This window comes from Rhodococcus sp. AD45-ID (genome assembly GCF_003023755.1).
In the GTDB taxonomy this organism is placed as follows: Bacteria; Actinomycetota; Actinomycetes; order Mycobacteriales; family Mycobacteriaceae; genus Rhodococcus_F; species Rhodococcus_F globerula.
Genome location: NZ_PYHL01000001.1, coordinates 502,800 through 523,232, shown reverse-complemented (window position 1 = coordinate 523,232; position 20,433 = coordinate 502,800). Strand labels below are relative to the sequence as shown.

The 20,433-nt window shown below is 61.8% G+C and carries 17 protein-coding genes and 1 tRNA gene; 7 read left to right on the top strand and 11 right to left on the bottom strand.

Annotated features, from left to right (window positions below; all coding sequences use genetic code 11):
• Nucleotides 1-143 precede the first annotated feature (143 nt).
• Nucleotides 144-434 (top strand): WhiB family transcriptional regulator, encoded by a 291-nt coding sequence (locus C7T36_RS02385; protein ID WP_045070502.1) that lies wholly within the window; start codon nucleotides 144-146, stop codon nucleotides 432-434.
• A gap of 17 nt (nucleotides 435-451) precedes the next feature.
• Here the strand turns inward: C7T36_RS02385 and C7T36_RS02380 are convergent, their stop codons facing one another.
• The 3 genes from C7T36_RS02380 to C7T36_RS02370 all read right to left on the bottom strand — a co-directional run bounded on the left by C7T36_RS02380 (nucleotide 452) and on the right by C7T36_RS02370 (nucleotide 4,212).
• Nucleotides 452-1,771: an AarF/ABC1/UbiB kinase family protein gene (locus tag C7T36_RS02380; RefSeq protein ID WP_045070499.1), complete on the bottom strand. Its 1,320-nt coding sequence runs from the start codon at nucleotides 1,769-1,771 to the stop codon at nucleotides 452-454.
• A 7-nt stretch (nucleotides 1,772-1,778) separates the two neighbouring features.
• Nucleotides 1,779-2,672: a hypothetical protein gene (locus C7T36_RS02375; protein WP_045070496.1), complete on the bottom strand. Its 894-nt coding sequence runs from the start codon at nucleotides 2,670-2,672 to the stop codon at nucleotides 1,779-1,781.
• 109 nt (nucleotides 2,673-2,781) lie between these two features.
• Complete coding sequence (locus C7T36_RS02370; protein ID WP_045070493.1) at nucleotides 2,782-4,212, bottom strand: zinc-dependent metalloprotease; 1,431 nt, start codon at nucleotides 4,210-4,212, stop codon at nucleotides 2,782-2,784.
• A gap of 91 nt (nucleotides 4,213-4,303) precedes the next feature.
• On the opposite strand from C7T36_RS02370, the gene C7T36_RS02365 reads away from it, so the two are divergent.
• Nucleotides 4,304-5,350: a PDZ domain-containing protein gene (locus tag C7T36_RS02365; RefSeq protein ID WP_045071144.1), complete on the top strand. Its 1,047-nt coding sequence runs from the start codon at nucleotides 4,304-4,306 to the stop codon at nucleotides 5,348-5,350.
• Between the two features lie 7 nt (nucleotides 5,351-5,357).
• Here the strand turns inward: C7T36_RS02365 and C7T36_RS02360 are convergent, their stop codons facing one another.
• Complete coding sequence (locus C7T36_RS02360; RefSeq protein ID WP_033231147.1) at nucleotides 5,358-5,960, bottom strand: PPA1309 family protein; 603 nt, start codon at nucleotides 5,958-5,960, stop codon at nucleotides 5,358-5,360.
• Between the two features lie 147 nt (nucleotides 5,961-6,107).
• Here C7T36_RS02360 and C7T36_RS02355 point away from each other — a divergent pair, with 147 nt between their 5' ends.
• Nucleotides 6,108-9,065, top strand: coding sequence for a UPF0182 family protein (locus tag C7T36_RS02355; RefSeq protein WP_033231490.1), 2,958 nt, complete (start codon nucleotides 6,108-6,110; stop codon nucleotides 9,063-9,065).
• A 104-nt stretch (nucleotides 9,066-9,169) separates the two neighbouring features.
• On the opposite strand, the gene C7T36_RS02350 is transcribed toward C7T36_RS02355, so the two are convergent.
• Nucleotides 9,170-9,724 carry a transglycosylase family protein gene (locus tag C7T36_RS02350; RefSeq protein WP_045070491.1) on the bottom strand — a complete coding sequence of 185 codons (555 nt, stop codon included), beginning with the start codon at nucleotides 9,722-9,724 and terminating at the stop codon, nucleotides 9,170-9,172.
• Between the two features lie 444 nt (nucleotides 9,725-10,168).
• Between C7T36_RS02350 and C7T36_RS02345 the strand changes: the two genes are divergently transcribed.
• Nucleotides 10,169-10,242 (top strand) — tRNA-Met (locus C7T36_RS02345).
• Nucleotides 10,243-10,309: 67 nt separating this feature from the next.
• Here C7T36_RS02345 and C7T36_RS02340 read toward each other — a convergent pair.
• The 4 genes from C7T36_RS02340 to C7T36_RS02325 all read right to left on the bottom strand — a co-directional run bounded on the left by C7T36_RS02340 (nucleotide 10,310) and on the right by C7T36_RS02325 (nucleotide 13,729).
• Nucleotides 10,310-10,954: a GntR family transcriptional regulator gene (locus C7T36_RS02340; RefSeq protein WP_045071140.1), complete on the bottom strand. Its 645-nt coding sequence runs from the start codon at nucleotides 10,952-10,954 to the stop codon at nucleotides 10,310-10,312.
• A gap of 49 nt (nucleotides 10,955-11,003) precedes the next feature.
• A complete protein-coding gene (locus C7T36_RS02335; RefSeq protein ID WP_084703030.1) occupies nucleotides 11,004-12,050 on the bottom strand; it encodes an isopenicillin N synthase family oxygenase in 1,047 nt (348 codons plus the stop codon).
• Between the two features lie 36 nt (nucleotides 12,051-12,086).
• The gene (locus tag C7T36_RS02330) at nucleotides 12,087-12,851 is read right to left on the bottom strand and encodes an ABC transporter permease (RefSeq protein WP_202025990.1); all 765 of its coding nucleotides are present in this window, start codon (nucleotides 12,849-12,851) and stop codon (nucleotides 12,087-12,089) included.
• Nucleotides 12,852-12,946: 95 nt separating this feature from the next.
• The gene (locus C7T36_RS02325; RefSeq protein WP_033231143.1) at nucleotides 12,947-13,729 is read right to left on the bottom strand and encodes an ABC transporter ATP-binding protein; all 783 of its coding nucleotides are present in this window, start codon (nucleotides 13,727-13,729) and stop codon (nucleotides 12,947-12,949) included.
• Nucleotides 13,730-13,968: 239 nt separating this feature from the next.
• Between C7T36_RS02325 and C7T36_RS02320 the strand changes: the two genes are divergently transcribed.
• The 3 genes from C7T36_RS02320 to C7T36_RS02310 are packed head-to-tail and all read left to right on the top strand — an operon-like array spanning nucleotide 13,969 to nucleotide 17,511.
• Nucleotides 13,969-15,144 (top strand): hypothetical protein, encoded by a 1,176-nt coding sequence (locus tag C7T36_RS02320; protein ID WP_045070490.1) that lies wholly within the window; start codon nucleotides 13,969-13,971, stop codon nucleotides 15,142-15,144.
• Between the two features lie 19 nt (nucleotides 15,145-15,163).
• A complete protein-coding gene (locus C7T36_RS02315; protein ID WP_045070488.1) occupies nucleotides 15,164-16,141 on the top strand; it encodes an isopenicillin N synthase family oxygenase in 978 nt (325 codons plus the stop codon).
• Nucleotides 16,142-16,179: 38 nt separating this feature from the next.
• Nucleotides 16,180-17,511 carry an amidohydrolase family protein gene (locus C7T36_RS02310; RefSeq protein ID WP_045070485.1) on the top strand — a complete coding sequence of 444 codons (1,332 nt, stop codon included), beginning with the start codon at nucleotides 16,180-16,182 and terminating at the stop codon, nucleotides 17,509-17,511.
• Here C7T36_RS02310 and C7T36_RS02305 read toward each other — a convergent pair.
• Nucleotides 17,508-19,133: an acyl-CoA synthetase gene (locus C7T36_RS02305; protein ID WP_045070483.1), complete on the bottom strand. Its 1,626-nt coding sequence runs from the start codon at nucleotides 19,131-19,133 to the stop codon at nucleotides 17,508-17,510. The two genes, C7T36_RS02310 and C7T36_RS02305, sit on opposite strands and share 4 nt — an antisense overlap.
• 90 nt (nucleotides 19,134-19,223) lie before the next feature.
• Nucleotides 19,224-20,426: an acyl-CoA dehydrogenase family protein gene (locus tag C7T36_RS02300; protein ID WP_045070480.1), complete on the bottom strand. Its 1,203-nt coding sequence runs from the start codon at nucleotides 20,424-20,426 to the stop codon at nucleotides 19,224-19,226.
• Nucleotides 20,427-20,433: the final 7 nt, after the last annotated feature.

Sequence of the window (20,433 nt, the reverse complement as noted above, 5' to 3'; positions counted from 1 at the left end):
TTACGGCCACGGACCCCGCATTACGCGGACCGTGGCCTTTGTGTTGGATCCCGTGCTTTCCGGTTTCCCGCTCGGTTGTGGTTCGCACCCATCGAACCCATTTTTTGCGACACGCCTGTCGCATCCAAGCTAGGAGAGACGAGTTGTCTACCCAGACATGTCGAGCCGTCACATTCATCGAGATCGCTTCCACCCGCCACGACCTGCCGTGCCGCGTATCCGATCCCGATCTGTGGTTCGCGGAGTCCCCGGCAGAACTCGAAAAAGCCAAGGCGCTCTGCGCGCAGTGCCCCATCCGCTCCCTCTGCCTGGGTGCAGCTCTCGACCGCGAAGAGCCGTGGGGAGTGTGGGGCGGAGAAATCCTCGACCACGGTGCAGTCATAGCAACCAAGAGGCCGAGGGGCAGGCCCCGTAAGCAACTCGTGTGTGCCTGAGGAGCTGGTTACACCTGTTACACCTGTGGCTCCGCAAATCCCGGCAGCCACCGGGTCAGGATCTCCATGTACGGGGCGTACGCGTCCAATTGGGCACAGATGCCCACCGAGCCGAGGAGGACTCGGAAGATCATCAGGTACTCGGGCGGCAAGTTGAGTGCCCGGGCCGTCCGGAACTGCGCGCTGTTGAAATCGGTCGCAGTTCCGGCGGCTCGTTGAAGCCAGGTTCGAGTGAAGTGAAACGACTCGGTCTGAATCGGATCGGTGAACGGACGTAGGTAGTCGGCGATTTCCTGTTCGGTGACGGTGCGGCCCGGAATGACAAAACCGTTGGCGCGCAACAGTTCTGTCAGTTCGTCGAATCGTTCGTCGACCGCCAGTCTGACCATTGTTCCCAAGACGGTGGGTAGCCCGCCCGGGAACGGGGCCGCCGCACCGAAATCGATGACACCCAACCGGCCGTCGTCGAGCAACATGAAATTCCCGGGGTGCGGATCGCAATGCAGCAGGCCGACGCGCGCCGGTGACGCGAAGTGGAACTCGGCGAGCAGCGCACCGGCTGCATTGCGCTGGTTCGGCGTTCCGCTCTCGATGATCCTGGTCAGCGGTGTTGCCGTCATCCATTCGGTGACAACAACTTTCGGTGCGCTGGCAACGACGCGCGGGATGAGGAACTGTGCATCGCCGTCGAATTCCGCGGCGAATGCTCGCTGATTGTCAGCTTCGATCCGGTAGTCGAGTTCTTCCTCGGTGCGCGCGGTGAACTCCTCGATGACCGGACGCACGTCGACGCCGGGCATCACCGATCCGAACAGGCCGGCAAATCGGGCGAGGGTCTTGAGATCGGCGCGCAGGGCTTCGTCGGCGCCGGGGTACTGCACCTTGACGGCTACGTCGCGTCCGTCGGACCACACGGCCCGATGGACCTGCCCGAGGCTGGCCGACGCGGTGGGGGTGTCGTCGAAGGACTGGAATCGATCGCGCCACTTGGTTCCCAGCTGCTGATCCAGCATCTTGTGGACCTGCTTGACGGGCAACGGCGGCGCGGCGGCCTGGAGCTTGTTCAGGGACTCGCGATACGGCTCCGCGAATTCCTCCGGAATGGCCGCTTCCATGACGCTGAGCGCCTGGCCCAGCTTCATGGCGCCGCCCTTGAGTTCACCCAAAACCGAGAACAACTGCTCCGCGGCCCTGGCGCTGAGCTGGGCGTCGATCTGGTCCTTGTCACCACCGGCGAGCTTGCGTCCGAAGCCCATTGCGGCCCGCCCGGCCATCCCAATCGGAATGCTTGCGAGTTTGGCAGTACGGGCAGAGCTTTTGCGCGGGATGTCGGACACCCCACCATCATGTCTGACGGATGCCACCGGCGCCCGTCACGGGTGCAAGGTAATGGCAACTGCACGACGTTTGTCGAGGCCAGCGACGTGTCGTGATGCGATATGGGACAAGATCGATCTCGAGGGTAGAGAACAAGCTGGCCGGCGCCGTCGCTTCGGACGCACTGATCGCCGACTCGATCTCGGACAGAGCGAGCGCGGTGGTCGCATGAATCATCGCGGGATCGGCGTAACCGGCGCTACCGAGCAACTGCGCCGCCAGGTGCAGCCAGTCCGGATCATGGGCCGCCCGGGTGATGTCGGCGCATCGCAGACAACTCGAGTGCCCGGGCAGCACCAATGGCCCGACAACGCCGCAGCCGTCGCGCAGGTGAACGGCAAGGTGGGGTATGCCGTACCGGACGAGGTCGGCACATAGACGAGGATCGGTGACCACGTCATCGGTCAGGACAACAAGTGCATTCCGCCACCCGGCAACGACGTGGCTGCTTCGGTAGCCGTGTGAGCGATGGACGGAAGAGCTGCCGTGACGCAGAGCCTGGGCTATGGAGTCGGACAGCGGTCCTTGCCCGTGGACGCGAATCGATCCTGCGTCGGCGCGCTCGCCCCGACTTGCCCGGAGGTATCCGCCCGCGGTGAGTTCGGCGAGCAGTTCGGTCATCACTGCGGCGCTGATACCGCGCCCCGTCGCAGTCCACATGATGGTCGCGATACTCGTGTGTCCGTCCATCAAGCGGAGTAGGGCTTGCAGGTCCCTGCCGTCGATTCCGTCAGGGGGAGTCAGGATCACAGCTTTCCCCGGGCGCCATCCGAGTTGAAGCCGGCCGTCCGGGCGCAGAAGAACAACGATCCGTGGATCCCATTCGGGACCCACGGATCGTGTGGTGTTCGGTGTGCTCATTCACCGATAGTGACAGTGAGCTGAGCTCTCCGGATTGCGAAAATCGTAGTTATCCACAGGCTTTCGAAGCGCTGACCTTGCACTTCGGCGTGGATCGCAACTTTTCGGTTTACTTGTCGTCCTGGCCGTCGTCAGCCGGCTTGTCCGATTTCGGCTTGTCTGTTTTTGTCTTGTCCATGGCTTCTTCGGCGGCCCGTTCCTTGGCCAGCAGAGCCTCGAGCTGAGCCATCGGATCGTCGAAATTGCCGGACTCGCCACCACCGGTGACACGTTCGATGAACGAGGTCGGGGCATCGAGGTCGCTGGAATCAGGCAGCAGATCCGGGTGCGACCAGATGCCGTCGCGGGCTTCCATTCCGGCTTCGGCAGTCAAGCGCTGCCACAGAGTTGCGGCTTCGCGGACCTTGCGCGGACGCAGTTCGAGTCCGACGAGTGTTGCGAACGTCTGCTCTGCCGGTCCGCCGGTGGCGCGTCGACGGCGAAGCGTCTCGCTCATCGCGGCAACACCGGGCAGGCGTTCACCGAGTCCGGCGGTGACTACCGTCTCCACCCAGCCCTCGACCAGAGCCAGCAGTGTTTCGAGGCGCTCGAGAGCGGCCTTCTGCTCCGGAGTGGTCTGCGGTTCGAAGGTGCCCTGTTGCATCAGGGCTTCCAACTTGGCGGGATCGGCCAGAGTCGACGGGTCGAGATCCTTGGCGAACTCCTCCATCGCCGAGAAGTCCATGGTGATCCCGCGGGCATATTCCTCGACGGTGGAGAGCACTCGCTGGCGCAACCACGGCACATGGCTGTACAGGCGATGGTGAGCAGCCTCACGTGCGGCGAGGAACACCAGGATTTCCTGATTGGGCTGTTCGAGCCCGTCACTGAACGACTGAACGGCCGCGGGAAGAAGAGCGGCGGTCCCTGCCGGGCCAAGGGGGAGGCCGATATCAGTGGAGGACAACACTTCCTTGGACAACTGGCCGAGAGCTTGGCCGAGCTGTGAACCGAATGCGAGTCCGCCCATCTGCGTGAGCATTCCCATCATCGGGCCGGCCATCTGAGCGGCCTCGGGCGGCAGGCCCTGAGCCCACATCCCCGACACCTTCTCGGCGACCGGATCGCACAGGCGCTTCCAGGTGTCGATGGTGTTGTCGAGCCAGTCGTTAGCCGTCCACGCAACGGTCTTGGTGGCGCCGGCGGGCAGCGTCGTTGCAGCGTCCAGCCACAGTTCCGCAAGGTGGGCCGCGTCGGCGATGGCCTTGACGTTGCCCTCGGTGATCGGTGTGACAGAACCGATCTGCTGGCGCGCGAGTTTCTTCGCGACGTCGTAATTGACAGGACCCGATCCGCCGGAACCCATCGACGAACCCATGCCACTGAGCATCTGGCCGAATTGCGTCAGCATCTGCCCGAGTTGTGCGGGGTCGAAACCTTCACCGCCCGCACCGAATCCGAACGGCATGTCACCACCCCCGAACGGATTGCCACCGGCCGCGTTCTTGTCACGGTCGGGATCGTCGTCGGAGTTGGAGAAGCCGAACGGCATGTTGCTCATACCTCAACGGTACAAGGGTTGGAGGCCTCGAGTAATGCGCGCTGTCACGCTGATGGCGAACAGCGGAGGCAATGGCTCTACCCTGGACAAGGTGAATCGACGGATCGTGACTCTCCTGGCCGCCCTAGCTCCCATCGTCGTCTTGGGCATCGTCGGATCGCTCGTCACCGTTCCGTACGTCGCGCTCGGGCCGGGACCGACGTTCAACACGCTGGGCACAGTCGACACCACCGTCGACGGCAAGCAGGTCACGAAATCCGTGGTCGACATCGAGGGCACCGAACTCGATCCGACAACCGGCAACCTCAATATGACCACCGTCTCCGTTCGTGACGGCCTCAATCTCTTCGAGGCTTTTGGTCTCTGGGCCAGCGGCGAGCACGGATTGGTTCCCCGCGCCGAGGTGTATCCGCCGAGTAAGACGAAGGAAGAAATTCAGCAGGCCAACACAGCTGACTTCCAGCAGTCCGAGAACAGCGCGGAACTCGCGGCACTCAACTTCCTGGGCAAGCCAGTCGCGTTGACCGTCACGAAGGTCACTCCCGACGGTCCCGCCAGTGGTGCATTGGCCGAAGGTGACACGCTGGTGAAGATCGGTGATACCCCCGTCGACACCGTCGGTGCGGTGCAAGAAACCGTTGCGGCGATAGCGCCGGGCACGCAGGTGCCGGTCACCGTGATTCGCGGCGGTGCCGAAACGACAGTGCCCGTGACTGTCGGAGCCCGGCCGAACCAACCCGAACTCGGATACCTCGGCATCACGCCGGAAGAGGTTCCCGACGTTCCGTTCGACGTGACGTTCAACCTTGCCGACATCGGTGGACCGTCAGCCGGCCTGATGTTCACCCTCGCGCTGTTGGACAAGCTGACGCCAGGTGAACTCAACGGCGGTCAGTTCGTCGCGGGAACCGGGACCATCGATTCGGACGGCACCGTGGGGCCCATCGGAGGAATCCGCTTCAAGCTCATCGCAGCCGCGGACGCCGGTGCTTCGACGTTCCTCGTCCCTGCGCAGAACTGCGACGAGGCAAAACAGAACGCGCCGGACGGGCTTCGACTGGTGAAGGTCGACAACCTGTCCGGCGCGGTTGACGCACTCGACAGCCTCAACTCGGGCGGCGAAGCACCCAGCTGCTAGTCCTCTGCTAGTCGTCTTCGACTTCGTCTAGCGTCGCGTACAACGCATGAACGATGTGAGGAGCCAAACCGTCGTACGTCAGAAGCGCCGGCTCGGCGTATGGATCTGCGTCCTCGTCCGGGCGCATCTGCAACAGCGACAGGGACGGGCCGTCGCGGAGGACGCCGACAAACAGGCGTGCCGCTCGTCGGTCCGGGTGCGCGTCGGCCGTCAGTCGGGCAATTTCGTCAGCCGCGTGTTCGTCGGTCAAGACCGGCTCGACGGCATGGTCGAGATCCGATTCCGCGGCGGGCGGCAGAACCACGATTTCCTGCACGAGGATGCAACCCTCGACGGAGTCGGGCCAATTGGTCGTGGCCAGGAACTCGTCGAGTGCGCGTGATCCGCCGATGATGTCGTCGGGGAGTGGCTCCTGTTCGATCGGGGTGTATTCGGCCCCGTCCTCGAGTTGGTCGAGCAGGCCCGGTTCGGCTGCGGCAAGCAGCTCGGTGGGTACCAGGGCATACAACTTGGGTGGCTGATCCCAGCCTTCGGCGTCGATGTGGTCGACAACTTCATGAACGCACCGGGCTAGCGCCTTCGGTGACCTGTTCGGATTTTCTTCACTCACCCGTTCATCCTTGCACCTCGTGTTGTCACGCCGTGACTGTTGTTACGTAGAGTGGTCCGAAACGGCCAAGTCCACTCGGGCATGGCTGCACTGATCGATGCACTCGGTTGCGGCGCCTCGGCGTCGCCGAATCTTGGAGCGTGGCACGTGGGCATGCGGCCCCCCGCAGGTTTACCCTCTCTGTCCAGACGCAGTCGAATCCTGTTGGGGGTAGCCGTAATTGTTGCGGTACTCCTGCTGATCGGTCCGCGACTGATCGGCATGTACACCGATTGGTTGTGGTTCGGCGAAGTCAATTTCCGAGGTGTTTTCACCAAGGTTCTCCTGACCCGCGCGCTGCTCTTCCTCGTCGTGGGTGTTGTGGTCGGTGCCATCGTGTGGTTGGCGATGATGCTCGCGTACCGCTCGCGTCCTGTTTTTGTTCCGGTGTCCGGTCCGAATGATCCGATCGCGCGCTACCGCACCACCGTCATGTCGCGTCTGCGTCTGTTCGGTGTGATCATCCCGATCGCAATCGGACTGCTGTCCGGGTTGATCGCGCAGGCCAACTGGGTCACGGTCCAGTTGTTCTTCAATGGTGGTTCGTTCGGGATCTCCGATCCGCAGTTCAACCTCGACGTCGGTTTCTACACGTTCGATCTGCCGTTCTACCGCTTCGTGCTGAACTGGCTGTTTGTCGCGGTTCTCCTGGCGTTCGTAGCGAACCTTCTCACGCACTACATCTTCGGCGGCATCAAACTCGCCGGTCGTGCGGGAACGTTCACCACGGCTGCTCGCATCCAATTGGCAGTCTTGGCAGGAACTTTCGTTCTGCTCAAGGCAGTTGCGTACTGGTTCGACCGGTACTCGCTGCTCTCGAGCGATCGTAAGGAGCCAACGTTCACAGGCCCCGGTTACACCGACATCAACGCGGTGCTGCCGGCCAAGCTGATCCTGCTGTCCATCGCAGTGATCTGTGCGCTGGCGTTTTTCGCGGCCATCTTCACGCGGGATCTCCGCATTCCGGCGATGGCTGTCGCTCTGCTCGTGCTGTCGTCGGTTCTGGTCGGTGCCGTGTGGCCGATGATCGTCGAACAGTTCTCGGTCAAGCCGAACGCCGCAGACAAGGAAAGCGCATACATCGAGCGGAACATCGCCGCCACCAGGCAGGCGTACGGCATCACCGACGACAAGGTGACCTATCAGCCGTATTCGGGTGACGGCACCGCAATTCCGCGCGACGTTCCGGCGGACGTCACGACCATTGCAAACGCACGCTTGCTGGATCCCAACATTCTTTCGCCCACGTTCACACAGCAGCAGCAGCGTCAGAACTTCTACGGATTCCCGCCGTCGCTCGACATCGACCGCTACGAGGTCGCGGGCGAAATGCAGGACTACATCGTTGCGGCGCGTGAACTCTCGCCCAACAACCTGCAGGGCAACCAGACGGACTGGATCAACAAGCACACCGTCTACACACACGGCGACGGCTTGGTGGCAGCGCCGGCCAACAGGATCACCGCTCCGGTCCTCGATCCGACCAAGGAAGCAGCCAACAACAACGCGGGTTACCCGATCTACACGGTAAGCGACATCGCGTCGTTGGCCGCAGGAACGCAGGTCATTCCGGTCGATCAGCCACGCGTTTACTACGGCGAGGTCATCGCTCAGGGCACCGCGGACTATGCGATCGTCGGTGGGGCGAGCGGCTCCGAACCGCGTGAGTACGACACCGAGCAGACCAAGTACACGTACACCGGATCCGGTGGTGTCGATATCGGAAACTGGTTCAATCGGTTGGCGTTTGCCGCCAAGTACACCGAGCGCAACATCCTGTTCTCCGGTGCGGTCGGCTCCGATTCCAAGATCATCTACAACCGTGACCCGCGCGATCGCGTCGGCCAGGTTGCTCCGTGGCTGACAATGGACGGCGACGCCTACCCGGCTGCTGTCGACGGCAAGATCGTCTGGATCGTCGACGCGTACACAACGCTCGAGAACTACCCGTACGCGCAGCGCAGTTCGCTCGAGGGCCTGGTGGCCGACAGTGTCGACGCCACCACTGGCCGACTCCTCCCGAAGAAGGAGGTGTCGTACATCCGTAACTCGGTGAAGGCCACCGTCGACGCTTACGACGGAACGGTCACCCTGTACCAGGTCGATGACAACGATCCCGTCCTCAACGCCTGGAAGGGTGTGTTCCCGAACACCGTCCAGCCGCAGAGCGCGATCTCCGACGACCTGCGTGCGCACTTCCGGTACCCGGAGGATCTGTTCAAGGTCCAGCGCGAGATGTTGGCGAAGTACCACGTCGACAACCCGACCGAGTTCTTCACCAACAACGCGTTCTGGTCGGTACCCAACGAGCCGACGGTCGAAGGTTCCAACCAGAACGAGCCGCCGTTCTACGTGATGGTCGGCGATCAGGAGACCGGTGAGCCGGCGTTCCGCCTCATCAGCCCGATGGTCGGCTTCCGTCGTGAGTTCCTCTCGGCCCACATTTCGGTGGATTCGGATCCGAAGAACTACGGCAAGATCACCGTCCTGCAGTTGCCGACGGACAAACAGACGCAGGGTCCGTCGCAGTCTCAGAACTCGATGATCTCGGATCCGCGAGTGGGTTCGGAGAAATCGATCCTCGAGAGAACCAACACCATTCGATACGGCAACCAGTTGGCGTTGCCGATCGCAAAGGGCGGCATTCTCTACGTCGAGCCGATGTACACCGAACGCAGTAACGCCAGCACGTCGTTCCCGCAGCTCTCTCGCGTCCTGGCCAGTTACCAGGAACCGGGTGTGTCCGGGCGAGTTCGGGTCGGCTACGCGTCGACGCTGGCCGAGGCTCTCGGTCAGATCTTCGACAACGGCGGTGCTGCCGGTGTGGCAACGGCTCCGGGCGGAACGGCCGAGACTGCGCCGACTCCGGATACGAGCACGGAAACCAATCCGACGCCCGGCGCCCCGGCCCCGGCTCCGACCGACACCGCGGCGGTTGTCGCGGAACTCGATGCAGCGCTGGTAAATCTGCGAGCTACCCAGCAGAGCGGCGACTTCGCTGCATACGGTGCGGCGTTGGATCGTCTGCAGAAGGCAGTTGACGCCTACCAGGCGCTGCCGAAGTAAGGTTGTCGTAGCAGAACGCGAAGGCCCACCATCGAAATCGGATGGTGGGCCTTCGCGTTTGTGCTTGTGCGTTGTGGGTTGTGGGTTGTGCTTGTACGCCGGTATCAGCGCAGTGCTGCGAGCACCTGCGGGTTGGTGTCGGCGAGCTGTTGGAACTGCGCGCCGAAACCGTACTGGTCGGCAAGTGCGCGAGCGGAGTCGTAGGCCTGCTGTGCGGCGGGCTTGACCTCGGCCGGGATCTGGACTGCGGCGATGGGTGCTTCGACGACGGCCGGTGCTTCTTCGACGACCGGAGCGGGCGCCGGAGCCGGCTCCTCGGATGCGACGGTCAGGTGCCTGCCGCAGCTGGGCCACGCGCCGGGGCCCTGGGACTGCAGGGTGTTCTCGGCAACGCGGATCTGCTCTTCCTTCGACGCGTTTGCGGGGGAGCCGGAGCCGCCGTTGGCGGTCCAGGTGCTCTGCGAGAACTGAAGTCCGCCGTAGTAGCCGTTGCCGGTGTTGATGTTCCAGTTTCCGCCGCTCTCGCACGCTGCGACGCCGTCCCAGTTGTGGGTGGCTGCGGATGCGGTGCCGGTGGAGATGGTGAGGGGTACTGCAACGAGGGCGCCGGCTACGGCCAATGTGCCTACTGCACGCTTGCTGATGCTGGTGTAAGACATGGGGTAAATCCTCTCCGCGCTCGCTGACAACGGCGGGCCTGCGGGTCGAGGTGATGCTTTCGTCCCGGGCGCTTCTCTCTCCGTGTCTCTGCCCCTCGAAGGTTTCGGGGGTTCCGATCCCGCGGGGCAGAGTCAGGCAGCGGCGGGTCGGCGTTCGCCCGGTTGATTCGGGCCGGGATCGACCGTACGGGAGTTGCTTTCAAGGTTCACTTCACAGTTTTACGAGCTGACTGTTCGGTATCGGTCCGGAAAATTCGGACAATCGCCAGGTCAGATCCCAGCGATGCGGATTCGAGGCGACTCCGTTACACGTCTGTTATGTGTTGATGGTCACGGAGAAATTGTGAAGCCGGTCACCGAAAATCATGGTTCAGGGCTCGGATGTGACTCTGGCGCAGGCGATTTGCATTCTGTTCACCGGCTCGTGTAGTTTTATCCATGCATCGCGGGGTGGAGCAGCTCGGTAGCTCGCTGGGCTCATAACCCAGAGGTCGCAGGTTCAAATCCTGTCCCCGCTACTAAAGAAAGAACCGCCGTACTGGAATCCAGTGCGGCGGTTCTTTTTTGTCGGTGTGTGTTGGTGTTTCAGCAGCGCGTCGTACGGACGAGTAGTCCCGCGACGTGAGCGCTCGCCGCGGCGCGGGCAGCAACAGCGTCACCGGTCTCGATGGCCGAGACGATCCGGGCATGCTCGGCCACGGCGAGCCGCCGGTTCAGATCCGAACCCCACATGTCCGTCCGAAACAGATGAGATTGACCATCCAGGCGGTGCAGAGCGTCACGGAGTGGGTCGTTGGCCGCTGTTTCCCGAATCAGATTGTGGAACTCGAGGTCCAACGCGGAATCGCGACGCCGATCCGGTGCGGTGTCCAACAATTCACGTTGTTCCTCGACCATCTTGTTCAGTTGGGAGACGATGTCGTGAGTGGCGCGGGTTGTAGCGCTGAAAGCCGCAAGGCCGTCCAGGACCTCGCGGACCTCGAACACCGCGCGCAGTGAGTCCGCATCGAGCGATTCGACCTTCGCACCGGCGTTGCGGGTGTGTACCGCGATGCCCTCGTAGATCAATTGCTGAACGGCCTCGCGAACCGGCGTTCTACTGACATTCAGCTTGGATGCGAGTGCGGGGACACTGAGCGGCGTGCCTGGGGCGAGTTCGCCGGAGAAGATGAGCTCTCGCAGAGTCTCGTGTACCGACTCGGTCAGCGGTGCACGTTCGGTTGTGGTCATGATTTCTTCTTCGTCATGGATTTCGTGGTCCCCTTGCACAGTGCTGACATTACCCGGCCGCGCGTACTCGTTCGGCTTCTCGCAAGTCCCCACCCGGGGCAATCCCACCTTTCAATCCTGCGACCTTGGCCGCGATGTTCTCGGCAATCGTGATCGGCGGATACCCGACCTCGCCGGGCTGCAGTGTTCCCGGTAGCGCCTCGATGACGGCGTCGTAGTTTCCGTCGAAAAAGAATGCGGCAGAACGCCGTCTGATGATCCGACCGTCGACGATCGGCGGATCGACGCGGTGAATCGTGGACCGCCAGCGGTCGTTGGTCCAGCGAGCCATCGCGTCGCCGAGATTGATCAGCAGGGCGTTGTCCGCTGGTTGGGCGTCATGCCAGAGATTGTCGGCGCCCAGGATCTGAAGGCCGGGCACCTGATCTGCCCAGAGGATGGTCAGAATCCCGAAGTCGGTGTGAGCGCCCATACCGGTCATTTCCCCGGGCATCGCGATCTCGCTTTCGGGGAGCGCGTAATTGTTCATTTTCAACGCATTGATCGAGTGGTCGAGCATGGAGTCGAAATATCCTTGCTCCAATCCCAGCGCATCGGTGAACGCGCGCATCAGGATTGCAGCCAAAGTCTGTGCGTGGGAGAAGTATTGCTCGACAGCAGGCCTGAATCCGGGTGCCGCATCCGGCCAGGTGTTGGCGGCGTAACTGGATTCGGGGAGGTCGAGGTCCGGGTAGTCGGCGGCCTCGGTTCCGACGACGACGGCTTCGTAGAAATCGTTCATCATATTCGCGGACGCGACACCCAGGCTCATGCTCAACGACTCCGACTTCGGCGGAGAGTATCCACGGTTCTCGGACGACGAGCGGGCGTACGTCTTCTTCACGTCCAGGGGTAGGGCGAAGAACTCGTCCAGCGCGCCGGCCAGTCCGTCGATCGATTCGCGTGGAATTCCATGTCCCACAATCTGAATGAAGCCGACTTCGCGGCAAGCCCGGTCCAGGTCGGTAGCGACGGCAGCGCAGGCAGCGTCGTAGCGCTCGGCCGGCGAGTTCATGACGTATGGGCTGATGTCGATGGTGGGAATCTCGAAGCTCATGTCAGTAGGTCCTTGTTTCGATGGGGAGTAGGTCGATCAGCGGCCGGACGTGTGCCACTTACCGACCAGAATGCGGGAGAGGTATCCGAAAGCGGAGAAGACCAGGACACCGAACAGTGAAGCAATGACGATCGCGCCGATCAGATCCTCGGACTGAAGTCGGCTGCGGTAGACGTCGAGAAGGGTGCCGATGCCGGGTTGTCCTTTTGCGAAGAACATGTCGCCGATAATGGCACCGACCACAACAAGTCCGGACGCGGTGCGGATGCCGGTGAGAATGGCAGGCATCGCCGCTCGCAGTTCGAGCTTTACCAGCCGATCCCAGCGCGATGCGCGTCCGAGGGTGAAGAGTTCATGCAGTCCCCGGTCCACGGACTGCAAACCGAAGTGGGTGTTGGTGATGATGGGGAACGCCGCGATCAGTACACACACCAAGGTGCGGGCAGTCATGCCGTAGCCGAACCACAGGCCGATCAACGGGACTATCGCGAGAATAGGAATGACCTGAAGCACAACGGCATACGGGTAGACGATCCGCTCGATCCACTTGGCCTGACTCATCAGTACACCCGTTCCGACGCCGATTGCAACGGCGACGACAAATCCCACCGCCGCGACCTGCGCGGTGACGGCCAGCGCTTCAAGCATCGGGCCGAGGTGTTTCCAGTCGAGTAGCGACTGGGTGAGTACCCGACTTGGGGGCGGCAGCATGAACTGGCGTTCGGGTGAGAGGACCAGGTTGCTCACTATCGACCAGAGCGCGAGGGCGCCGGCCAACGAGAGAAGGGGAAACGCGATCATGCTCCCGATCCTCTTCAGGCGTTGCTTCCAGAGCTGCGTGGGTAGGGAAGTTGCTGTGGTGCTTACTACTTCGCGGCGAAGTGTCAGTGCTTCGGTCATCGGAGGCTCCCGTGCAGACTGGCCGAAATTTCGGCGACGTATTCGGTGAAACGGGCGTCGTACCGCAGTTCCGGGCTGCGTGGGTAACCGAAGCCGATGTCGACGACAGAATGGATGCGACCAGGTCGCGCGGTCATGATGACAACCTTGTTGGCGAGATACACCGCCTCGGACACCGAATGCGTGATGAACATAGCGGTGAATCCCTTGTCCGCGTATAGCCGTTGAAGTTCGACCTGCATGTCGAGGCGCGTCATTTCGTCGAGAGCACCGAACGGCTCGTCCAGGAGCATGACCTCCGGAGCCAAGGTCAGAGCCCGCGCGAGAGACACTCGCATCTTCATGCCGCCGGACAGTGCATTGGGCAATTGCCCCGAGAAGTCTCGTAGACCGACAGCGTTGATGGCTTCGCCGGCGCGTTCACGACGGAGGGCTTTGGACACGCCGCCCAACTCGGCTGACAACTCGACATTGGATTGTACTGTTCGCCAAGGTAACAGCGTCGGCTCCTGGAAGATGAAGCCTACCGATTCGGTGTCGAGGGCAACGGATCCGCTGGTAGGACGCTCGAGGCCGGCTGCCATGCGCAATAGTGTCGACTTGCCGCAGCCGGACGGGCCGACCACGGCCACGAAGTCGCCACGGCGCACATCGAGATTGATGCCGTCCAGTGCCACCGTGCCGGTGTCGAATTTCTTCACTACATCGGTGAAGGCCATCTGCATGGACGTGGTCAGTCTGCGTGCGTCGGTGTCCTGCATCGTGTTTGCGAGTTTCATCCGTGCCTCCGGATCGTGTGATGCATGCAAAATATCTGCGTTCTGATGGGATTGAGTGTGGATTGCATGTATGTCGGGCGGATTTCTCAGTGTTAATTGATTGTGACATTGCAGGTGAATCGGTTATCTCGAATGATTAACCTGCGAGAAACAAAGCGGCATCTGCATGTAATCGAAGTGCTACAGACTCTGCTCATCCCCAATCTGCATGCCAGAGTCACTTCATTCGAGGAGAACCCGTGAATTCCAAACGTACAACCGTGGGAACCGCCAGTATTGCCCTCGCATTGCTTGCTGCATTCGGGTTGAGTGCATGCAGTTCGAGTGACGCCGACACGGCCGTTGCGTCGGAAGCGCTCGAGCCCGCTGCGGAGGGCCAGACACTAGCCGGCGTGTGCCCGGAAAACGTTGTAGTGCAGCTGCAATGGCAGCCGCAGTCGGATATGGGTGCGCTGTTCGAGATGCTCGGGCCGGGATATACGGTCGACACGGACGACAAGTCGGTCAGTGGCACTCTGGTCGCGGGTGGCAAGGATACCGGCGTCGATCTCACACTTCGGGCAGGTGGCCCGGCGATCGGGTTCCAGTCCGTCAGTTCTCAGATGTACGTGGATGATTCGATCACGCTGGGTCTGATCCATGGCGATCAGGTGATCGCCGCGTCGGCGAGTCAGCCCGTCATGGCGGTGACTCCACTACTCAAGTACAGTCCGGCAATCGTGATGTGGGACCCTACGTCGCACCCTGATTGGAAGAGTGTTGCCGACATCGGCAAGACCGATGCAAGCGTCGTGGTGTCCAAGGAACAGTTGTTCCCGCAGTGGCTGGTTGCGAAGGGGTTGTTGAAGCAGTCTCAGCTCGACACGAGTTACGACGGCGCACCGTCGCGCTTCGTCGGCGACCCGACCATTGCGCAGCAGGGATTCGCGAATTCCGAACCGTACACGTACGAGAACGAGACGCCGGCCTGGGACAAGCCGGTTTCCTTTGACCTGCTGAAGGATTCAGGCTTCGACATCTATGCGTCCAATGTGTCGGTCCGCGCTGACAAAGTAGAATCGCTCTCGTCCTGCCTGACCAAATTGGTTCCGATCATCCAGCAAGCGAGTGCCGACTACATCACCGATCCGGCCGCGGCCAACAGCGCGATCGTCGACGTTGTCTCCCAGGATATTTCGTTCAGTCCATACACCGAGGGCGAGGCTGCCTTCAGTGCTCAGATGTTGAAAGACGAAGGGCTGATTGCAAACGAGGCTGACGGTTCGGTAGGAACTTATGACATGGCCAGAGTCACCCGAAACGTCGCCGACCTGACGCCCGTTCTGGTGGCCGGCGGTGCAGCGATTCCGGATTCACTGACCGCAGAACAGATCTACACCAACAAGTTCACCAACCCGTCCATCGGAATCCGCTGATCAGGAGACTGGAAAAATCATGACGTACGAGATGACCGAACTCAACCGTGAGAGCCGTATGGGCGGCCTCGGTACCGAAACAACCGACCGCGAAGTGCGACGGATCGATCTCTCCGACTTCGAGAACCGCCGCAGCGAGATAGCGGACGAGTTATGGTCGGCTGCAACCGATATCGGATTCTTTCAGGTTGTCAACCACGGAATCGACATCGGTGAGGTTCGCAAGGCGTTCGCTGCCACGGAGAACTTCTTTGCGCTACCCGATGAGGTCAAGGCCCGATATCCACTCAAGAAGGGATTCAATTCCGGCTGGGAGAGCATGTCGCAAGTGCGGCCGTCGATCGGGACGCCCGATCAGAAGGAGTCCTACCAGGTAACCCGCCCCCACATGGGTGACCTGTGGCCCACCGACGACGAACTCGAGGGCTTCCGCGAAACGATTCTCGATTTCGAGGCACGGTGCTGGGGCGTCGCGATGGCCCTGCTCTCGTGTTTCGCAGACAAACTCGGATTCGAGCGGGACTTCTTTGCGAAAGCCCACGATCCGTCGGTGACCAGTTACCAGAGCACCCTCCGGTTGCTGCACTACTTCCCGCTCGCTCCCGATGCCGATGTCGCAGGAATGTGGCGCGCGGGCGCGCACACCGATTTCGACTGCCTGACCTTGCTCTTTCAGCGCGACGGTCAGGGCGGGCTGCAGTTGTGCCCTGGTAAGGAGATGGAGACCCAGGAATGGACGTCGGTGGAACCTGCCGAGGAAGCGATCACCTGCAACATCGGTGACATGCTGATGCGATGGAGCGACGATGTGCTGCCGTCGAACTTTCATCGCGTCAAGAGCCCAGGCCTGAACGACTACCGGGGCCCTAGATACAGCCTGGCTTTCTTCGCGCAGGCCAACCGCGACATCATGATCGAAGGTCCGGCCGGGAAGTATCCGCCGATCACCGCCGAGGATTATCTCTACCAGCGCGTGAATGCCAATTTCGCCCGCTGAGCCGACCGAAGACGCCGACCGAAGACACGGAGAAAACGATGAATACCGCACCTGCCAGCATCACCATCACCGACGTCACCGTCTACAGCGGCAGGCAATGGCTCGAAGGTCGAGACGTCGTGGTGACTGACGGAATTGTCACCGCGATCGAGGCGTCGCGCGGTACGTCGGCTCTCGGTGACCCGAAGGCCGGAAGTGTTGACGGATCCGGCGCTTACTTGATTCCCGGATTCGTCAACACGCACACGCACATTCAGCAGTCGCTGATGCGGGGGATCGCGGAGGGAACTCCACTACTCGAATGGCTGCTTGCCGTTGCCGAGGAATCCGTGCTGATCACCCCGGAAAAGGCGTACACCGCAACAGTTGCGGCCAGCCTTGAGGCCTTGCGGAGCGGTACCACCACATTGGTGGAACACATGTGGCCGCACCCGTCGAGCGAGGTACACGACGCTGTCATCCGGGGATTGCACGACACCGGGATTCGCGCCCTGCTGGGGCGTGGGGTGGGGGATCGATCGGACCCGACGCGTAAGTGGGGCTTCGATCCGCGGCTTTTGCAGCCATTGGGCGACGTCCTCGATCACACCGATCAGATCATGCGAGACGTTGCCGGATCGCGCATCGATGCGGCTGTGGCAGTGCCGAATCCGAGATCGTTGACTCCGGAGGGAATGGCGCAGGTGCGTGAATTCGCTCAGGCGCGCGGACTGACCGTATCGATACACCTGCTCGAGACACAGACCGACAATATGATGTGTACCGAACACACGGGGATGGGTGCGGTCGACTTCTTGGACGCTAACGATTTCCTGTGGGATCGAGTTCTCGCGGTTCACTGCGTCGAACTTGATGATCGTGGTCAGAAAGTGCTGGCAGAGAGAGGAGTCGGCGTCTCCTACAACCCGGTGAGCAACATGCGACTCGGTAGCGGGGTCGCACCGGTGCCGAGCTTCCTGGAAGCCGGCCTCGCAGTGGGGCTGGGGGTGGACGGCGCCGCCAGCAACGACACGCAGGACATGCTCGAAACCTTGCGTACCGGTGCCTACGTGCAGCGGGCCACCCGAGCGCGTGCGGACCTACTCGGTTTTGGTGCCATGATCGATATCGCCACCGGCGGCGCCAACAGTGCTCTCGGCTTGCCGCCGAGATCAGGCGGTGTGTCTGTCGGAGATGCTGCTGATCTCACCATGATTCGGTTCGAGCGAGACTTCGGATGCCTGCCGGTGCGCGACCCGGGTGCATCCATTCTCACGACCGGCACCCGGCAGATCGTCGACACCGTTCTGGTTGCCGGCGAGGTTGTCATCCGGGACGGGCACTCGAGGCGGGTGGACGAGGCTGAGCTGATCAGTGCACTGTCGGCCTAAGTCTTGTCGACGTCCATCTCGATCAGTACGCGGCGCAACAGCTTTCCCGTTGCGTTGCGGGGGAGTTCGTCGATGAACAGGACTTCACGGGGTACCTTGTATCGCGCCAAGTTGGAACGGACGTGAGATTTCAGATCCTCGGCGTTTTTGTCTGCACCGGGGGCGATCACAACGAAGGCGCGCAACCGGTGCCCGAAATCCGCGTCTTCCACTCCGATCACCGCAGCTTCCAGCACGTCCGCATGATCGGCTAGGAGGTTCTCCACTTCGAGGGGATATACATTTTCACCGCCCGAGACGATCATGTCGTCGTCGCGGCCGTCGACGAACAGCAGGCCGTTGGCGTCGAAGTGCCCGACGTCGCCGGTGGAGAGGAGTCCGTTGATGCGCTCCTTGTCGCGGCCGTCGGTGTAGCCCTCGAAGCTGAGGCCGCTCGAGACGAAGATTCGTCCGATCGTGTGGGGGGAGTTGATCTTCTGATTGTTGTCGTCGAACAATTCGACGTGGCACGTGACGGGCGCCCGGCCGGCGGTACCCGGTGCGATGGTGAGATCTTCGGGTGTGGCGACAGTGGCGACCGCTACTTCGGTGGAGCCGTAGAGGTTGTAGAGGACGTAACCGAATGCCTCCGTCACTCGTTTGCAGAGATCAGGTGAGAGGGACGACCCTGCGGAGAAAATGATCTTCAGCTGTGAGGTGTCGTATTTCGACAGCACTTCGGGGCCGAGATCGATGATGCGGGTCAGCATGGTCGGAACCACGACGAGACTGTCGCACTTGTGTTGCGCCACAAGCTTGACCGTGTTCTCGGGATCGAATTTCCGGTGCATCACGACGGTTTGTCCCAAGCCGAGGGCGAGCGCGAACTGGGAGACACCGGTGCCGTGGAAGGCCGGCGCCGCCATCATCATTGTCTGCCCGCGGCGCAGTGGTACCCGGTCGAGGAACTGCGCTGACGCCAACGGCGAGGTGTGGCTGCGCGGCGCGCCTTTCGGGGTTCCGGTGGTTCCGCTGGTCAGAAGTACGAACCCGCCACTGCGTCCCGGCGCCGGCACTGCTGAGGTTCCTCGTCCCGCAATGACGTCGTCGAGTGTGCGGATGGTGGTGTTTTCGCGCTCTGCCCACGCCCGGTATCGCCTTGTGTCCGCAGGGAGGGCGTCGGCGACTTCGGTGAACTCGTCGTCGTAGACAAAGGCCGCGACATTTTCACGGGCCGCGACGTCGACCAGTTGAGGGCGCGCAAATCCCGTGTTCATGAGGACAAGTTTGGTGCCGTTCTTGGCTGCCGCGAGCATGGTCAGAACCAGGCCACGATGGTTTCGGCACATGGCGCCCATCACCGAATCGGATGTGATGCCATCGGCCTGCCAGGCCCGTACCAGTGCGTTGCTCTGCCGTTCCAGTTCGGCGTACGTGATGGGTCCACGTTCGTCGATTATGGCTACCGCATCGAGGCCGTTCTCGGCATGCGCGTGGACGGGACCGGCAAATGGTCCGTACTTGTCCACAGCTGCAATGGATTTCAGACCCTTGTCGAGGCGGGGAAACGGAATCAGTCCCGCTCGTGTCATGACTCCCACGGCGCCGATGGTGTCTGTGATCTTGGTGACCAATCCGGGCATGGGCAAACCTCTTCCGAGCGTCGGTGAAAGGACCGGATCTCAGCCTAATCGAAACCGGATGCTTTCACCGACGATCTCGGTGCCGTGTTTTTACTTCAGTTCGGCAGACGTCTTTCCCAAGAGACGACGGGCAATGATCAGCTGCTGAATCTGCTGAGTGCCCTCGAAGATATCGAGAATCTTGGAGTCACGGCCCCACTTTTCGAGCAGTGGACGCTGTGAGTAGCCGTACGTTCCGGCGAGTTCCACTGCCTTGAGTGTGATGTCGGTGCCCGTGCGGCCCGCCTTGGCCTTGGACATCGACGCCTCGAGGGAGTTCGGCTTCTTGTTGTCTGCCATCCAGGCTGCGCGCAATGCGAGCAGGTAGGCGGCTTCCCAATCAGCTTCCATCCGAAGGAACTCGGCTGCCGCGGCATGCTGGTTGTAGGCCGGTGTGTCGTACGAGATCTCGACGCCGGCTTCCGTCAGGATGGTGCGCAGTTCTTCGAGTGCGGCGCGGCCGACGCCGACAGCCATGGCGGCGACCATCGGGCGGGTGTTGTCGAACGTCTGCATGACGCCGGCAAAGCCCTTCTCCACGTTGACCTCTGCGCTGCCGAGGATGTTGTCCGCGGGGATTCGGCAGTCCTGGAGCAAGAGTACGGCGGTGTCGGACGCTTTGATGCCCAGCTTGTGCTCGAGGCGGGCGACGCTCAGGCCCGGCGCGTCGCGCGGCACGACAAACGACTTGATTGCCGCTCGGCCCTTGGATTTGTCGACCGATGCCCAGACGACGATGTGGGTGGAACGCTCACCGGCGGTGACAAAGATCTTCTCGCCGTTGAGAACCCACTCGTCGCCGTCCAGAACTGCTGTGGTGGTGACTGCAGCCGAGTCGGATCCGAAGCTGGGCTCGGTGATGGCCATCGAGGCCCACACCTTGCCGAACCGTTCGAGTTGCTCGTCGGTGGATACGGCTGCAATCGCGGCGTTGCCGAGGCCCTGGTAGGGGATCGAGAGCATGAGACCCACGTCGCCCCACGAGGTTTCGAGGGAGTTGAGCAGTGCCGACATGTTTCCACCGTTTGCATTGCCGGTCTTGCCGGAGTCAGCTCGGCCGCCGGCAGCGCCGCCGATGTCGCCACCCGAGTCGGACAGACCCTCGACCATGGCGGCCATCGTGTCGAGTTCGACCGGGTATTCGTGTTCGGCCAGATCGTATTTGCGTGAGATGGGTCGGAAGATCTGAGCTGCGACCTGATGCGCCTGGTTCGCGGATGCTTTGAGCTTCTTGGGAAGTTCGAGATTGATCATCGTGGTT

Excerpts from the sequence above, each read along its gene's own strand:
- C7T36_RS02375 (WP_045070496.1), bottom strand. The coding sequence starts at position 2,672 with ATGAGCACACCGAACACCACACGATCCGTGGGTCCCGAATGGGATCCA.
- C7T36_RS02370 (WP_045070493.1), bottom strand. The coding sequence starts at position 4,212 with ATGAGCAACATGCCGTTCGGCTTCTCCAACTCCGACGACGATCCCGAC.
- C7T36_RS02350 (WP_045070491.1), bottom strand. The coding sequence starts at position 9,724 with ATGTCTTACACCAGCATCAGCAAGCGTGCAGTAGGCACATTGGCCGTA.
- C7T36_RS02340 (WP_045071140.1), bottom strand. The coding sequence starts at position 10,954 with ATGACCACAACCGAACGTGCACCGCTGACCGAGTCGGTACACGAGACT.
- C7T36_RS02335 (WP_084703030.1), bottom strand. The coding sequence starts at position 12,050 with ATGAGCTTCGAGATTCCCACCATCGACATCAGCCCATACGTCATGAAC.
- C7T36_RS02330 (WP_202025990.1), bottom strand. The coding sequence starts at position 12,851 with ATGATCGCGTTTCCCCTTCTCTCGTTGGCCGGCGCCCTCGCGCTCTGG.
- C7T36_RS02325 (WP_033231143.1), bottom strand. The coding sequence starts at position 13,729 with ATGAAACTCGCAAACACGATGCAGGACACCGACGCACGCAGACTGACC.
- C7T36_RS02315 (WP_045070488.1), top strand. The coding sequence starts at position 15,164 with ATGACGTACGAGATGACCGAACTCAACCGTGAGAGCCGTATGGGCGGC.
- C7T36_RS02310 (WP_045070485.1), top strand. The coding sequence starts at position 16,180 with ATGAATACCGCACCTGCCAGCATCACCATCACCGACGTCACCGTCTAC.
- C7T36_RS02305 (WP_045070483.1), bottom strand. The coding sequence starts at position 19,133 with ATGCCCGGATTGGTCACCAAGATCACAGACACCATCGGCGCCGTGGGA.
- C7T36_RS02300 (WP_045070480.1), bottom strand. The coding sequence starts at position 20,426 with ATGATCAATCTCGAACTTCCCAAGAAGCTCAAAGCATCCGCGAACCAG.